The sequence below is a fragment of the Thauera sp. genome, assembly GCF_034003485.1.
Classification (GTDB): Bacteria; Pseudomonadota; Gammaproteobacteria; order Burkholderiales; family Rhodocyclaceae; genus Thauera.
In genome coordinates this window covers 30,328-43,897 of the sequence record NZ_JAVEYL010000008.1, presented here as the reverse complement: position 1 = coordinate 43,897, position 13,570 = coordinate 30,328, and the positions used below count along the sequence as shown (strand labels likewise).

The following is a 13,570-nucleotide window of genomic DNA, read 5'->3' as shown; positions in this document are numbered from 1 at the left end:
TCCAGATGTACGACACCGACAAGTGATTTCGGGCGCTTCGCATCGACACCACCCTGCTCTTCCTTAGCGCGTCGGCGGCGCAGTTCAGCACGCATCCACTGAGACGCCTCGCGCATATCCAGACGCAAGGCATCCAATTCGGAGAGGCTTAGAGCCCGACAGTCAGGTCCCTCAGTCTTCAGCATTTTTTAGCGGCTAAAAAGGGCGTGGCCCGTGTAGCGTGTTGTATGTTGTAGCGTACAACATACAACACGCTTGGCCGATGATTTCGTCATCGTGACTTCCCCCTGTCTCGATGCTTCGCCTTCTTGGCGTCCATCTCCACTTGCAACTTCGCCCGCCGGCGCTCCTGTTCGCTGACAGCCACGGTCTGCTTTGGCGTAGTAGTTTGCGGCGGCCACTTCGTCTCGACACCCTCGATGCCCAGCACGTCGAGCTGGCCGAGAGTCCGCAGGCCATGACGGCGATGCGGCGGAGGTTTCCGGCCGACAGGAGGGACGCCAGGGCGAATAGCGGCGGGCCTGGTGCTGGCCTGGCCGGCTTGCTGTATCAGTGCCCGGCGGCGGCGCTCTAGGCCTGGATCGGTGAAAGTAATCGGAAGTTGGGCATCGGCAGCCACCCGGATGATTTGAGCCTTGAACTCAGGCGAGCCGGTGACAGTGATGCGCGAGCCGTACTTCTCTATCGCCATGCGCAGCGCGACCCGCACCCCTTCGCGGTCAGCCTCGCGGGAGACTTGCAGGCGGTCGCCATCGTCCCGGACGGCCGACCGGCCTGCGCGATAAATAATCGTGCCCTTCTTGGTGATGTTGTCAATAACTGGCGCATCTCCCGGTCGCGGCTGGCCCTGCCCCTCGATTGTGTTGCCATTGAGGCCCTCGGCTGCGTCCCTGGCGCGCAAGGCGACCAGCGCCTCGGCGTTGCCTTGGGTGGCCTGTTGCTTGAGCCAGTCGGCCCACCGCCGCCGCTGGAAACTCTGGTAGTGCTGGGCCCGCTCCTGGTCGTAGTGCTTGCGGATAGCTGCCAGGTCGGCCACCAGCGAGGCACGAACCTGAGCATACAGCAGCTTCTTGGTCAGCCGGCCATCGGTCAGCTTGATTGCCGCCCGTTTCGCGGCCGCCTTCTTCTTGGCGTTTTCGATTGCCCGATCCTTCTGCCGTTTGGCGTTGGTCAGCGCCTCGGCCCTGGCCGCCGTCAAGGTCTTGTGTTCGTTCTTATACCTGGCGTAAAGCTCCGTCGTGTCGATTCGCAGCCGTACGGGATCTTTCCGGTAGCTGCGCTTCACCTGCGCCTCCCGGCGCTCGGGCGCGGCCTCGAAGCCGCCTAGCCGCGCTTCGAGCGCCGACTTGGACAGGTCGCGGGCCAAAGTGCTGGCCTTGGCCGAAGTGCCGTCGCCAGCTTCGATGACCAGCCCATTGCCACGGGCGCGCAGCTCCAGGCCGTTGTCGCGCATGACCTGGTGCAACTCGGCCCAGCTCGTCGCCCCCCGGATTTCTTCCAGGCACTCGCGCTTGATCCAGCCGACCAGGCTTTCGACGCCGGCATGCCGCTCCATGTCGGCCGCCCTGGCCGCAGCGCCTCGCTGATTCGGAATGTGGTTGTCCCGCTCCAGGTTGTAGTCGCGTTCCAGGACATCGCACAGCTCGGCCAACGTCCGATGCGGGTAATACGGTTCGTGGATGGTATGCCGACGCGGGTGAATCTTGTTGATGGCGATGTGAACGTGCAGGTTGTCGGTGTCGTGATGAACCGCACTGATCCGCTGGTGCTCGCTGTAACCCAGCCCGGCGCTGATGCGTTCCTCGATGGCCTTGAGCGTATCGGCGCTGGGCTGCTCGCCGACGCGAAAGCTGACGATCAGGTGATAAGTCTTGTCACTCTTCGCTCGCGTGTTGATGTGCTGTGTTGCAAGCACTTCCTCGGTTGCCGCCGGCAGCGTCGCGGCCAAGCAGTTCGTGAGCAACACCTGTCCCAGCCGATGGTCTTTGCTCTGGGCGTCGGTGATGTAGTTCGTCAGGCCGGCGAAGTCACTCTTGCCGAGCGAGCGCATGGGAACGTGCTTGGCGATCATGGTTCTTCTTAGCCGCTAAAATTGATTGGGCGGCTCGCTGGCCGCCCGGGGTTTAAGCCCTTCGACTTTGGGGCGCGAGGCGGGCAACCTTCGAATGAAGCTCTACCAGATTCTCGGTTGGGAGACGCCGGCAGTTGAAGTGATAAAGCACCATGGTGTTCACGTCCGTCATGGCATCGAGCAACTTGGTGATCGCGCGGCGATCAGCGGATGACAAGCGCTGCCTTGGAGCGTATAGAACGGTCACAACATCGTTCAGCACGGCGGCGTAATCGGTCATACGTTCGCGGATCATTTCCGCACGCAGCATCGTTTGGGTAGCATCTATGGTTGCCATAATTCACCTCTCTAGCAGGTGGGATGTGGAAGTGTCGGCCGGCCTGCAACGCCGGCCGATGCGCCTTAAAATCGGCCGCCTTCGTAGAAGCCCGCCGCGTCTGAAAACGGCGTAGCCCTTGTGCGGCTGCCGCAGCATTCGGGATTGCGCGTGCCACCGGCGATGGTTTGGGACGCCTCGATAATTGGGTCCGGCCGCTCAATGAATGCTGCGACCTCCGCCGCTGCATCTAACTCGGTCGCTTGATCCCCGACCGGCTCAAACCGCACCGCTTGCGTCTGGTCGGCCCCGGTGTCCTGTTCATCCAGGCAGGCAAAGAAATCCCGCGCGCGCATGGTCGTCATCGTCATACCTCCTTGCCACTATCGCGGTTGGTGAACGCGGCTACTTCGGATTGGGCATCGGCATCGGTGGAACCGGCTGCCAGACTGTTGCCATCAAAGGCCGGCATTGCGGATTCACCGGCCGCTTGGCTTGCCTTGATCGCTACAGCAAGCCGGCCACCGGCTGTCTGCCCAATCCGGTCCTTGGCGGCGTCCACCATGCTGCTTGCCGCTTGCTGGGCCAAGATCGACCCCGCTTCGATGGCCACCTTTCCGGCATTCGCGCCAGCGGCCAGGAGGCCGCCCGATTTGCCTTCACCGCTCGACGGTTGCCCACTGCCAGATTTCGCCACTTTGGCACTGTTCCCCTTGGAGCCGCCCCCGGCGCTGGGGCCGGACTCGGTTGCGCTGCTACCAAAACCGGCTGCCTGAGCGAAGGGGGTGTTGCCGGTGCCGCTGTCGCCGCCGCCACCCGAAAAGCCGGCTGCGTCTGAGAATGACCCAGCGGCCTCGCTACCCGCGCCGCGCATTGCGCTCATTAGGCTTGATACGCCATCAGTGCCGGCAGAAACATTCGCCTGGCCGGCCCGTACCGCTGCCATCAGGGCCTGAGCGCCACCAGCCGCCGACGCGCCGGCGGCGGCCAGTGCCCCGCCACCGGAAGCAATAGCAGCGCTAGCGCCAACCGCAGCTCCGGCGATAGCACCCGCACTGAACGAACTGCCGGAACTGGCCGCATTACCGCCACCAGGAATCAACCCTGCGATAACGTTGGGGATCGAATGGATGAGAACGACCAGGACAAGCGAGACAACAAAGATCACCAACAGCTCGCGCATCGGTGTCCCCTGTTGCAGACCGGCATAGAATCCGTCCATCACCGACACGGCGACGCCGATCAGCAACGTCATCGTCATCAGTTTGAGCGCGACGCCGGCGACTGCTCGGAAATAGTTGATGGCGATATCGGAAGTCCAACGCGAGCCGCCAAAGCCCAATACGAAGATGCCGGCATAGGCCATCACCCACGCGGTAACGAGTGCCAGCAGCACATTCGCGGCGACGACGCCCATGCACGCCAGAATGGCGAGGGTCGTGAAGAAGATCGCCAGATTGTCGATCGGGCTTAGAACGCTGTAGTTGTCGGCCGCCTTGCCAATGATGTCAAAGGCTATGTCTATCGGCGCAGACGGTGTCAGCGTCCTCGTGGCACCGGCAGCGGCCCCGATGTCACGCAACGAGTTGATGATATCCATTGCGAAGTGCGGACCATTCTCAAGCAGCCACCAGAAGAAGCCAGTGAAGATCGTGAAGCGCACCAGCTCGGCAAAGAACTCGCCGATGTCGGCCTTGCGCAAGGCCATCATGCCGAATGTCCAGACCATCGAAATGAGAACCAAGGTCCAGAACAGCCAGGATGCATAGCCGGTGATCGTCGCGCCCCACGTCGCGCTCTCTGTCAGGAAGCGATCCGCAACCGTATCGAGCACGCCGCTCTTGTCTATTGCTGCCGACGCTGTTTGAGACATCAGCAACACCGACAGCATGACCATCAAACGCAGCAAAGGGGATCTCATGGTCAGTACCCCTTGCTCTTCTGGCGATCAGTCGGCCCGCCCATGTCATAGAGCTTGTCCGCCTTCTGCTGCTGTTCCGGCGTCCTCTTGTTCAGCGCCTCGTCCTCGGACTTACCGCACCCGGCGAGCACGGCGGACATCAGAGCGACCAGGGCAACGACACGAATCATATTTTTCATGTCAGTACCCCTTGGCTTTGCTACGGTTGGTGGGAGCGCCCATGTCGAACATCGCTTGTCCAGCCGCCTGCTGCCGAGCCTCACGGTCAGCGTCGGCCTGCATCTTGGAGGCGACCGCGTTTTGCTGCGCGATCAATAGGGCGCGAATCTGCAGGAGCTGGTTCGCCTGGTTGCTGGCGAGCTGGTTGGCATAGCCGAGAGCCTGCATCTGGCCGCTCGCGCCTTGTGCCGACGACTGCAAGCGTTGCAGCGTCGCCGCGTCCGCTTGCAGGTTGTCTTGCTGCTGATTCAGCCCCTTGAATAGCGCGTCATTGGCCTTCTTCTGCGACTCCGAGGCCAGCGCCTGGTTTTGCTTCATGGCCGCCCACTCGGCGGCCGTGCAGCCGGCGGCCGAGAAGCACGGCGACGACTTGTAGTAGGCCACGTCCTGGAACTTGCCAAGGTAGGCGTCAATGCTGCCGAGCTGGTTCTTGTAGTAGTTCAGCGTGTTCGTCGCATTCATCAGGCCGTTGATGGTCGACTGCGCCTGATCCCAGATGTAGGCCGCCGGCGCGGCCGTGTTTTGCAGCATGTTTTCGTACTGCTGCAATTGGGTCTGGTACTGCTCGATCTGCTTAGCGGTTTGGGCAACCTCTTCGATTGCCGTCATGATGTTTTGCGTCAGGTTCCCTGCGTCGATAACGGGGATGCCCGCGTGCGCCGGCATAGAAGCGCCGCCGGCAAGGGTAAGCATCAGGGCGACGGTCGCGGCTACGTTGGTCCTTCTCATGTCGATCTCCTTTCGGTTTTAGCGGCTAAAATTTCAGTCCTCGGCCTTGGGGCGAACGATTGCCCGCATGACTCCGGCCATCTGGTCTTGGGTTGTTTCGATCCGCCCCAGCAGCGCCCGAACGGTGGCCTCGCCAAACTTGGCGGTGCGCACGTCATCGGTGAGCCACAGCTTCAGGAGGCCGCCCAGGCGACCAAGATCGCCATTGATCCGAGCCAGCTCGCGGACCTGCTCGAAGTCCACGATGCCCCGCACGCGGTAGCCCTGGCCCACCTCGCGCAGGAAACGGGCGACGCTCATACCGGCATCCCTGGCATTCGCCTCGATGCGCTCGCGTTCGTCAGGGCGGCAATACACTTTGAGTGGCGAGCAGTCCTTGCGCGTGGGTAGCGTTTCGCTCATGGCGTACCCCACTCGCGGCAGCAGCCGCCGGCCCCGCAGGGCAGGATTCCCGTTGAGCGCCTACGGCGCGAATAAGGGACAGTGAAGAAGGAACGCCCGCTTGCGGGTGGGCCTACTTCACACATCCTGCCCGCACTTCGGAGGCCACTTTCACGTGGATGAAGCAGCAAATCTTTCGCTATGCACGCGCTATCGAAGTGCAACAGCGCACCAAAACGGCAGTAATGGCCGAGAACGGCAGAAAACAGCACCGTTGCAGCGTTCCGGTAGCGCACCAGCAGCGCAACAGACACGAGGTTGCAGCGATGGAGCGCGGCGATCACAGCAGTTCCTCTTTTTTGGGCGTCGGGTCGAAGTTGAAGCGCCCCACCGATGGGACTCCGCTTTTCTTCGGCTCGGTAAGCGCCTTCGGTTTGGACTCGTCGCTCCCCTTTGCCTGTACCTCCGACTTCACCGGGACCGGCAGTTTGGGACGCTCAGGCGGCGCATTCGTGATGTGCCGGCGAACATGCCGGAGGAAGGTTTCGTAGCGGAACGACACCCGGCCGGTTTCGTGCATGTGCTCCCAAATGGTCTTGAGGGCGTAGCCGGCAGCGATGGCCTCCTTCACGTCCTGGCGCACGGCCAGGAAAACTGCCATGGTTTCCTTGCGTCGGGGTTTGGTGGTCTGGCGCGTCCCCGTTGCCCACTTGGCCAGCTCTTCGAGGAAAGTGCTCATTCGCCCGGCCCTTTTTGGATTGGATCACCGGTCAGCAGATCGGCCACAGCTTCGGCGGGGAAATGAACACGGCGGCCGACGTAGACCTTGCGGTTGTTCAGCTCGATAGCCCATGCCTCGGAGTGCATCGACAAGGCAGCACGAACGCCACCAGGTTTGCGCTTCAGGGCCTCGGCCAACTCATCAAGAGTCAGCGTCGGGCCATACTTTTGCAACAAGAAGCGGAGAGTCGAACTCACTTCAGTTTCACCTCAACTGGGTATAAAGAGTGCTTGCTGAGGTGAATTTTTCGCTGTCCTAATGCAGAATGACAGGTAAATCAGAGAGGAATTTTCTACCCGGACAACATGTCCTAGCGAGCCATGAAAACAACAGCAGAACGTCAACGAGAGATCACGCGCAGCATGGCGCTGGTGCACATGCTGCGCGACCGTATGGGCGTAACCTCGGTTTATGGGTTTGCCGGTCGCTACGATGGAATGATGCAGGGAACCTCGAACACTCAGGAGTCAAAGAAATGGCGGCCTGTTTTCAGTGGCAAGCAGCCGTTGACCGCGCGCACCTTGGCGTCACTGTCGGAGCTGTTCCCGGACGCGCCTCTCCTCCACCAGGATGGACCAGCCAATCTGTGGCGGGCGATGTGGGGAGATATTTCCGCCTTGATCACTTGCATCCGTAGTCATCCCAAGTGTTCACCTCAAACGCCTCTTCACCTTGCCGAGAAATCGATAGAAGCTGAGTTGTTGTGCGCAGGTCCGGCCAACCTGGCCACGCTGACATATGCAGTCGCCCTCTATCGACTACGGCGGGAAATGGAGCCAGACGCACGAATCGATGGCTATGGTTTGAACTTGACAGGCTGCGCCTGGCGCTGTGTCGAAACCTGTCTAAAAGACGATGCCGTTACGCGCGAATTGGAATCCCTTGGCGTGCAGGAATGGATTACAGACGAACTGGAAAATATGGAGAAACAGCGCATCAAGGCGAAACCACGCGCCCGTTTGTTCGATTGAACGCCAGACAAGAGAAAAATTTAGCCGCTAAAAATTTTGCGCCCTTTTGACTGTTGAGGGGCGGACCTACGATTGAGATCGACTGTCACCCAAAACAGCAATGCAGCAATAGGTCTGCACGAAGGTAATACGCGCAGAAAATCTTAGAGAAAATTATGGATAGAAAAACACAACCGACGACAACGCCAGACGCAGCCAATTCCAAGATGATTACGGTCGAGTGGTGGTTGAAACTCTTTGCCCTGATCGGAGTGACCATTTCGCTGCTCGGATATGGAGTTGTCACCGGACTAGCCAGCGCAATCAATCTCGACCACGGAAGCATACTTAGCGGTCCGTTCGAACTCCTAAGTCTCGTCTGGCCGGGGGCCGTGCTATTGGTAACGGCGATAGACAAGATCGATTTTTTGTCCATCCTCGGAAAGTCGTTCTCGCAGGCGTTTCCAGTGGCGCTAGCGGCGTTCGTGGTGATTGTCCTCTCATCGATTTTCATGCATTACAGAGGTAGGCTACCCAAGATTGACCGGACATGGTTCAAGGCAAAGGTGGTTCCCGGTGAGCACGAGACGGTTCGTACGACCTTCCAGAAGGCCGCGTTCGTCGCCATTTCTAGCTTCACTGCATTCACGTTCGCTACGCTATTGGGCTTTGTCGGCATCTTTGGAATCATGCTGTTTCTCCTGACCGTCCCAATTATCGGCTTCAGCGCCGGCCAGGCCTATTTCAATGAATACATCCTGAAGCCGAAGCATTGCGTAAGCATCGTGCCCGGAAGTGCTCGTCTTGAAGCCAAAAAAAAGGCCAATTCTGAAACCGGGGTAACATGCGCGCTAGTCAAATCGATTGACAAGGACAACTCCTATCTAAGCCACGGCCGAGTGGTACTGAGTTCCCCCAGCTACATGCTTATGTATCACTTCGAAACTGGAGTTGGGGAACGGATTCCTGTGGCCGGCCTCGTAATCCAAAGCATTGACGATGCCGGAATAGCGGCACTCGTGGACGCGGATGCAAACAGCAAGGACAAAGACGTTTCCATCGAGCCCAAAGAAAAGCCTCATCGCTCGAAAAAGGCTTCATAGAGAAGATGGAGCATGTAGCATAGGATTTGGTTGACGCAGCCTAAGACAACTACCCTTCTGGCGTACAACTCAACGGCCGAAGGCCGACCATGGGCAAGGGCTTGGCGTCGCCCTAAAGGGCGGCGGCAAGCGCCGCGCCTAGTGGATGATCTTGGAAGATCATGGATGGAATTTGCGAACTAGCCGCAAGCTCGCGCCGTTGCTGTGTTTTCCGGTTTGAGGCGGGGAACGTTGCTACGGATGAAGGGGAACATTGCTACGGAGCTTGGGGAACGTTACTACGGGCTTCGGCCTGCCAATTTCCCACTTCCCTGCCGCATACTCGCTGACCTTCCATCCTACGGTGGCAAGCTCGGCCAGAGCCTTGCGGGCCTTCTGGCGGCGCTTCTTCATGGCCTCGGCGTTCGCCTCGTCCGGCCAGACATAACCGGAAAGGGTATCCAGCTCCACGCGCCCGGCTTTGCCCGGATCGATCCAGCCGCATAGCCGCTGGTGAATCAGACGGGCCGGGTCAGTCTGTAGCGCCCGCACCTCGGCCATCTCGATGCGGGTATACGGGCGACGCCCAAGAATCGCCTCTGCAATCTGAGGATTCAGCGCGACGAATAGCCGTCCGTCCTCCTCGTCGAAGGCGTAGCTCATCAGGTGAAAAGACCTTTGCCTGCTCCCCTTGGTGACTACCACCGTCACGTTTGCCATGCGCAGCAAGCTCGCCTTGATCGCCCTGATATTGTCGCCGCCATCGGTCAAGCCGATTTCGCATAGCAGGCTGGTCATACTCTCTCTCACGACCAGCGCATCCTGCCCTACCGCGTCGAACTTCGGCTCAAGGAATAGACGGAGTTGCTTCGGCAAGTCCGCTGTTGGCTCTGGCGTCAGGATGATGCCCTTCGGCCCTCCAAGAGCCACAAGACCTTGCAGCAGCCGCATGTCATCAGCACCAAGAGGCTCGAAGCCGACGAACCGCGCTTGTTCATTTTCGGCGTAGTGATACGTCACATCGAGCTTGAGCTTCTTCCGTTCGCCGCGCTTGAGACTGCGGAACAAACCGGGGACCAAGCAGTGCATTGGATCGTGCCTGGCATGGGTGAGGTCAAAAGCCATCGCCTCGCCTCCGACCATCACGTCTTTCCTCATTCCTGCTGGCCTCATACAGCTCCACCGGCACCAGCACGCCGCCGGCGTGCCGCATGTACCAGCGATCAAGCGGCGTGGCGTCGTAGTTCTGCTTGCTGACGCCGAAGCGCACGAAGTAGCCGCGCCGATCACTGCCTATGGGCTGCCGATCATGGGCACGGTCGCTGAGGTGCTTGGCCTCATCCTCGGTCATGCGGGCGACGTAACCGCACCATCTGGCGTTGTCGATCAGCGCGGACGCGCCACGCGCGGCCTGCTGCTGGTCGGTCTGCCCTTCGCGGGCGCTGCCCTTGCTGACGTGGTGCAGGTAGAGCACGGATGCGCCCGTGGTAGCCGCGACTTGCTCCAGCACGGCCACGAGGTGGGCCATGTTGCCGTTGCTGTTCTCATCGAGGGCGTGGATGCGGCTCAGGGTGTCCAGCACGATCAGCCTCGCCCCGGCGCTGTACTCGATGACGCGGCGCAAGTGAGCCTCGTCCATGACGTTCAGGCGCTTGCCCATGATCGGTTCAAGCGCAAGGTTCTCTGCGATGGCTTGGCGTGCCGCGTGTCCGAGGTGCTGGCCGATGGCGTGAATGCGCCGCACAAGCGCGGGCGGCGGGTCTTCCCCGGCCAGATAGACAACGCGCCCGGTGTGTGCGGGGGCCAGGCCCACGAGGTCGCCACCGGCAACGCTGCATGCGATGCTCATGGCCGCCTCCAGCGCCCAGAAGCTCTTGCCCGTGGCCCCTGGGGCGACGAGCGCGCCGACGGTTCCCGCGAGGAAGCCCGGCCATATGAAGTCCAGCACCGGCGGTTCGCACTCGAACGCCGCCAGGACGTCAATCGCCACGACTCAGTTCCCCGTTCCGTACAGGGACTCGTCGCTCAACACCTCGGCGATTTGCGAGGTTCGGAAGTAGACCCGTCGACCGATCTTCAAGCGAGCCTTGTTGATTCGCCCCGCCCATTCGCTCGTCGTGCGCAAGCTGACCCGCAGGCCATCCGGTGATCGATCCAGGACAGAGGCGAGCTGCGCCATGCTCAGCAGCGGGCCGAAGCGTTGCAGCAGCGTGTCTTCTATCGTCATTGCGTAAACCTCCGTTATCAACTGAATTGCTACGAAGGTTAGGCGCTATTGGGGGTTGCCTACATCTTATTAGTTGTCCAAAATGGTTGACATGAAGAACGATCCAACCATTGTCATCTGGGAAGGTTGCGATCCCACCGTCTCGGAAGCCATCGAGCAGTTTGAGGATCGCTGGCGGCCGTATTCCGCCTCCTCGCGGCGCTACCCCATCGTTGGGCTGATACAGGAACTCATTGACCCCGCCGTGGCTGCTTACACGGCGACGCTGCCGCAACGCTACTTGGGCCATATCCCCGGAGCAGGAACAGGGGTGAGCTTCAGCGGAATCATTCGACTGGTGGGACTTGATGCGATGGTTCGCATGCAGCGGCAGTTGCTGCGCCAGTTCATCAAAACGGAGGACACGCAGACCCCAAAGGATCGGCGGTTTGTTGCGACACTCGAATCGTTGATTGGGCTTGTATGGGACTGCGCCTGCAAACGGCCGGTGAAGTCGAAGGTGCGGGACACCCGACTGAATGGTGAACGCCTCCAGGGGTTCTGCCGGTTCTGCGGATCACTCGCCGAGCTGACCTCATTCGCCGGCGGGAGCGATGATCCGAAGGCGGACGATGCAGAGGAAAAGCTTCGACTAAGCAGCCTGTATTGCCTGGATCACCGGCCTAAATTGCCGAGCGGCGCATGGAACCCTGTCTACAGACAAGCAAGGCGATCCCTCGCGCAATTCGACCTCGAACTGGCGAGACTCAGCCAGCAATGCGCGAAGCCGGCCACTGCCCAAGTGAAATCGGGCGATCAACTGGTTGACAGCTACTTCTTCCACTACGTCGCGGGCCAGACCTTACAACCGGCGGACAAGGCGGAGTTGCGCAATCAAGCGCGGCTGATGGTGGACTCAAAGCTGTCGGACCGCAAGAAGCAGATGCTGATGCTCCAGTGGTCTGGACTCAACCAGTCGGAGATTGCGCGAAAGCTCGGCATCGAGCGCCAAGCGGTATCGAAGGCGCTGGCGGCGATCCCCGCAATTTTCCGCTTGAGTACAAAGCCACGCTCGCGGCGTCAACCAAATTGACCAACTAATAGGACGAAGCAATCCGCATTTCCAGGCACCATCAGGCACATGTTCGCAAGTAACTGAAAGAGGCCAGGGGATGCAGGCAACGACAAGCAAGACGCTCATCAATCGGAAGAAGCTACTGGCGATGATCCCGCTGTCTGAGCGCACGATCTTCAACATGGAGCAGCGCGGGGAGTTTCCGCGCCGGATCGCACTCACCAGCCGAAACGTCGCCTGGGACTTGGCCGAGGTCGAGGAATGGATCGAGGCGCGGAAGTCGTCGGGCACTCAGGCCATGCGCCCTGGCTTCACTCCGTCTACCGTGGCCGGCGGCTCTGCTGCCCCTTTTAGCGGCTAAAACGCTGCGCCCCTCAAGTGTCAATGAAACCAGAGGCCATGCCTCGACGCTCAGGCGGGCTGCCTAACCTGCCTTCCTCTGGCTTACGCCTTCGGCCGTCTCAGCGTCCATTCGTCGATCATGTCCGCCCAGTCCTGCAACATCGCCGTGCGCTGCTCGCGGTACTCGGCCTTGTTGTAGACGGCCCGGACGCCTCTCTGTTCGTGCGCCAGGCACTTCTCGATCCAGTCCGTGTTGTAGCCGGCCTCGTGCAACAACGTGCTGGCTGTGCGCCGCAAGTCATGCGGCCCGAACTTGGCGAGCGGCTTTCCTTCCTTCTGCGCCAGCCGATACGTCAGCGTCAGCACCTGGTTGAGCGTGGCGCTGCTCATGGGTAGGTCCGAGTCGTACCGCGACGGCAGCACGTAGTCCGATCCACCGGCGAAGGTTTTCAGGGCAATGAAGATGTCCAGCGCCTGGCGGGACAGAAACACCAAGTGCGGATTGCGCCGCTTCATCCGCTCCTTCGGGATCGTCCAAAGCGCGTCGCTGAAATTGATCTCGCTCCAGGTCGCGTTGGTCAGCTCGCTCTTGCGCACCATCGTCAACAGCAGCAGCTTGGCCGCCGCCCGAATGGATGGCGCTGTGCCGATGCGCTCCATGTACTGGTACATCAGGCCGATCTCGTCGGGCGTCAGCGCACGGTCGCGCGGCTCGAATTTGGCGATGGACGTTGGGCGCACCAGCTCCGCCGGGTTCTCGACCTTCTGGCCACGCTCGATGGCCCAGCGATAGACCTGCATCACCACCTCGCGGACATGCACTGCCGTTGCCGGCGCGCCGCGCTCCACGATGGCATCGGTCAGTGCCCGCAAGTCCTCGTGGGTAATCTCCACCAGCTTCTGATTGCCGAATTTCGGCTTCAAGTCGCGCTCGTAGACTGAGCGGCGCATGTCGCGGGTGGAGTCGGCCATCTGGTAGCCGCGCAGCCACTTTTCCGCCCAGGCCCCGAACGTCTCCGCGTCCTTGACGCGGGCCTTATCCCGCGCCTTTTCCTTGGCCGGTGACTTCCCGGCCGCGACCATCTTCTTGGCCTCGCCCAACCGCTCGCGGGCTTCCGCCAGGGTGATGCCGCCGACACCGTAGCGGCCGAAGGTGATGGTCTCCTGCCTACCGTGGATCGAGTAGTTGTAGCGGAACGAGATCGCTCCGGCGGCCGTGACGGCTACATAGAGGCCGTCACGGTCATTCACCTTGTAGAGCTTGTCCTTCGGCTTGAGGTTGCGCAGCTTGGTATCGGTCAGCATGGTTCTCGCCCTGATTCAGCTCAAATACCATGATCCGAAAAGCGGCCAATAATGGCGTAAAACAACAACACAATCATTGTGTTACGCCAATTCAATACCATGAACATCCGCAAGGTGGTTGCATGGTATCGGTGACTTTTCATGGCATAGAAGCATTTGATGCCATCCATCATGCCATGAAAAAACGGTGCT

General features: G+C 60.4%; 17 protein-coding genes. 4 read left to right on the top strand and 13 right to left on the bottom strand.

From position 1 onward, the window contains the following. Positions 1 to 271: 271 nt before the first annotated feature. From traI to RBT54_RS05970, 9 genes are all read right to left on the bottom strand, one after another. Positions 272 to 2,071: a TraI/MobA(P) family conjugative relaxase gene (traI, locus tag RBT54_RS06010; protein WP_320365156.1), complete on the bottom strand. Its 1,800-nt coding sequence runs from the start codon at positions 2,069 to 2,071 to the stop codon at positions 272 to 274. 52 nt (positions 2,072 to 2,123) lie between these two features. Continuing rightward, positions 2,124 to 2,408 (bottom strand): hypothetical protein, encoded by a 285-nt coding sequence (locus RBT54_RS06005; RefSeq protein WP_320365155.1) that lies wholly within the window; start codon positions 2,406 to 2,408, stop codon positions 2,124 to 2,126. Positions 2,409 to 2,473: 65 nt separating this feature from the next. Beyond that, a complete protein-coding gene (locus tag RBT54_RS06000) occupies positions 2,474 to 2,752 on the bottom strand; it encodes a hypothetical protein (RefSeq protein WP_320365153.1) in 279 nt (92 codons plus the stop codon). Between the two features lie 2 nt (positions 2,753 to 2,754). Next, positions 2,755 to 4,296: a P-type conjugative transfer protein TrbL gene (gene trbL / locus RBT54_RS05995; RefSeq protein WP_320365151.1), complete on the bottom strand. Its 1,542-nt coding sequence runs from the start codon at positions 4,294 to 4,296 to the stop codon at positions 2,755 to 2,757. A 14-nt stretch (positions 4,297 to 4,310) separates the two neighbouring features. Next, a complete protein-coding gene (locus RBT54_RS05990) occupies positions 4,311 to 4,487 on the bottom strand; it encodes a hypothetical protein (protein ID WP_158014354.1) in 177 nt (58 codons plus the stop codon). 1 nt (position 4,488) lies between these two features. Further along, positions 4,489 to 5,256, bottom strand: coding sequence for a P-type conjugative transfer protein TrbJ (trbJ, locus tag RBT54_RS05985; RefSeq protein ID WP_320365147.1), 768 nt, complete (start codon positions 5,254 to 5,256; stop codon positions 4,489 to 4,491). Between the two features lie 33 nt (positions 5,257 to 5,289). After that, the gene (traJ, locus tag RBT54_RS05980; RefSeq protein ID WP_320365145.1) at positions 5,290 to 5,658 is read right to left on the bottom strand and encodes a conjugal transfer transcriptional regulator TraJ; all 369 of its coding nucleotides are present in this window, start codon (positions 5,656 to 5,658) and stop codon (positions 5,290 to 5,292) included. 319 nt (positions 5,659 to 5,977) lie between these two features. Continuing rightward, positions 5,978 to 6,376 carry a TraK family protein gene (locus tag RBT54_RS05975; protein ID WP_320365143.1) on the bottom strand — a complete coding sequence of 133 codons (399 nt, stop codon included), beginning with the start codon at positions 6,374 to 6,376 and terminating at the stop codon, positions 5,978 to 5,980. Then, positions 6,373 to 6,615 (bottom strand): hypothetical protein, encoded by a 243-nt coding sequence (locus RBT54_RS05970; protein WP_083200290.1) that lies wholly within the window; start codon positions 6,613 to 6,615, stop codon positions 6,373 to 6,375. The genes RBT54_RS05975 and RBT54_RS05970 overlap by 4 nt, the downstream gene beginning before the upstream one ends. A 123-nt stretch (positions 6,616 to 6,738) precedes the next feature. Between RBT54_RS05970 and RBT54_RS05965 the strand changes: the two genes are divergently transcribed. Together RBT54_RS05965 and RBT54_RS05960 are read left to right on the top strand one after the other, a co-directional pair. Beyond that, positions 6,739 to 7,389, top strand: coding sequence for a hypothetical protein (locus RBT54_RS05965; protein WP_320365139.1), 651 nt, complete (start codon positions 6,739 to 6,741; stop codon positions 7,387 to 7,389). A gap of 155 nt (positions 7,390 to 7,544) precedes the next feature. Then, positions 7,545 to 8,471 carry a hypothetical protein gene (locus RBT54_RS05960; protein ID WP_320365137.1) on the top strand — a complete coding sequence of 309 codons (927 nt, stop codon included), beginning with the start codon at positions 7,545 to 7,547 and terminating at the stop codon, positions 8,469 to 8,471. 234 nt (positions 8,472 to 8,705) lie between these two features. On the opposite strand, the gene repC is transcribed toward RBT54_RS05960, so the two are convergent. Genes repC through RBT54_RS05945 form a run of 3 tightly spaced genes read right to left on the bottom strand, consistent with a single transcriptional unit; the run spans position 8,706 to position 10,677 of the window. Then, positions 8,706 to 9,575 (bottom strand): replication protein C, IncQ-type, encoded by an 870-nt coding sequence (gene repC / locus RBT54_RS05955; protein ID WP_413788424.1) that lies wholly within the window; start codon positions 9,573 to 9,575, stop codon positions 8,706 to 8,708. Next, entirely contained in the window at positions 9,565 to 10,440 is an 876-nt protein-coding gene (locus RBT54_RS05950) for a helicase RepA family protein (RefSeq protein ID WP_320365133.1), read from the bottom strand. The genes repC and RBT54_RS05950 overlap by 11 nt, the downstream gene beginning before the upstream one ends. Positions 10,441 to 10,443: 3 nt before the next feature. Next, positions 10,444 to 10,677, bottom strand: coding sequence for a plasmid-related protein (locus RBT54_RS05945; RefSeq protein ID WP_033996783.1), 234 nt, complete (start codon positions 10,675 to 10,677; stop codon positions 10,444 to 10,446). Positions 10,678 to 10,768: 91 nt separating this feature from the next. Here RBT54_RS05945 and RBT54_RS05940 point away from each other — a divergent pair, with 91 nt between their 5' ends. Together RBT54_RS05940 and RBT54_RS05935 are read left to right on the top strand one after the other, a co-directional pair. Continuing rightward, the gene (locus RBT54_RS05940) at positions 10,769 to 11,749 is read left to right on the top strand and encodes a LuxR family transcriptional regulator (protein ID WP_320365126.1); all 981 of its coding nucleotides are present in this window, start codon (positions 10,769 to 10,771) and stop codon (positions 11,747 to 11,749) included. A 79-nt stretch (positions 11,750 to 11,828) separates the two neighbouring features. Beyond that, positions 11,829 to 12,092 carry a helix-turn-helix transcriptional regulator gene (locus RBT54_RS05935; RefSeq protein WP_320365124.1) on the top strand — a complete coding sequence of 88 codons (264 nt, stop codon included), beginning with the start codon at positions 11,829 to 11,831 and terminating at the stop codon, positions 12,090 to 12,092. 83 nt (positions 12,093 to 12,175) lie between these two features. Here the strand turns inward: RBT54_RS05935 and RBT54_RS05930 are convergent, their stop codons facing one another. Next, positions 12,176 to 13,378: a tyrosine-type recombinase/integrase gene (locus RBT54_RS05930; RefSeq protein ID WP_320365122.1), complete on the bottom strand. Its 1,203-nt coding sequence runs from the start codon at positions 13,376 to 13,378 to the stop codon at positions 12,176 to 12,178. Positions 13,379 to 13,570: the final 192 nt, after the last annotated feature.

Coding starts and splice junctions, on each gene's coding strand:
- trbJ (WP_320365147.1), bottom strand. CDS start 5,256: ATGAGAAGGACCAACGTAGCCGCGACCGTCGCCCTGATGCTTACCCTT.
- repC (WP_413788424.1), bottom strand. CDS start 9,575: ATGGCTTTTGACCTCACCCATGCCAGGCACGATCCAATGCACTGCTTG.
- RBT54_RS05935 (WP_320365124.1), top strand. CDS start 11,829: ATGCAGGCAACGACAAGCAAGACGCTCATCAATCGGAAGAAGCTACTG.
- RBT54_RS06000 (WP_320365153.1), bottom strand. CDS start 2,752: ATGACGACCATGCGCGCGCGGGATTTCTTTGCCTGCCTGGATGAACAG.
- traJ (WP_320365145.1), bottom strand. CDS start 5,658: ATGAGCGAAACGCTACCCACGCGCAAGGACTGCTCGCCACTCAAAGTG.
- traI (WP_320365156.1), bottom strand. CDS start 2,071: ATGATCGCCAAGCACGTTCCCATGCGCTCGCTCGGCAAGAGTGACTTC.
- RBT54_RS05965 (WP_320365139.1), top strand. CDS start 6,739: ATGAAAACAACAGCAGAACGTCAACGAGAGATCACGCGCAGCATGGCG.
- RBT54_RS05940 (WP_320365126.1), top strand. CDS start 10,769: ATGAAGAACGATCCAACCATTGTCATCTGGGAAGGTTGCGATCCCACC.
- RBT54_RS05990 (WP_158014354.1), bottom strand. CDS start 4,487: ATGAAAAATATGATTCGTGTCGTTGCCCTGGTCGCTCTGATGTCCGCC.
- RBT54_RS05930 (WP_320365122.1), bottom strand. CDS start 13,378: ATGCTGACCGATACCAAGCTGCGCAACCTCAAGCCGAAGGACAAGCTC.
- RBT54_RS05945 (WP_033996783.1), bottom strand. CDS start 10,677: ATGACGATAGAAGACACGCTGCTGCAACGCTTCGGCCCGCTGCTGAGC.
- RBT54_RS05975 (WP_320365143.1), bottom strand. CDS start 6,376: ATGAGCACTTTCCTCGAAGAGCTGGCCAAGTGGGCAACGGGGACGCGC.
- RBT54_RS06005 (WP_320365155.1), bottom strand. CDS start 2,408: ATGGCAACCATAGATGCTACCCAAACGATGCTGCGTGCGGAAATGATC.
- RBT54_RS05960 (WP_320365137.1), top strand. CDS start 7,545: ATGGATAGAAAAACACAACCGACGACAACGCCAGACGCAGCCAATTCC.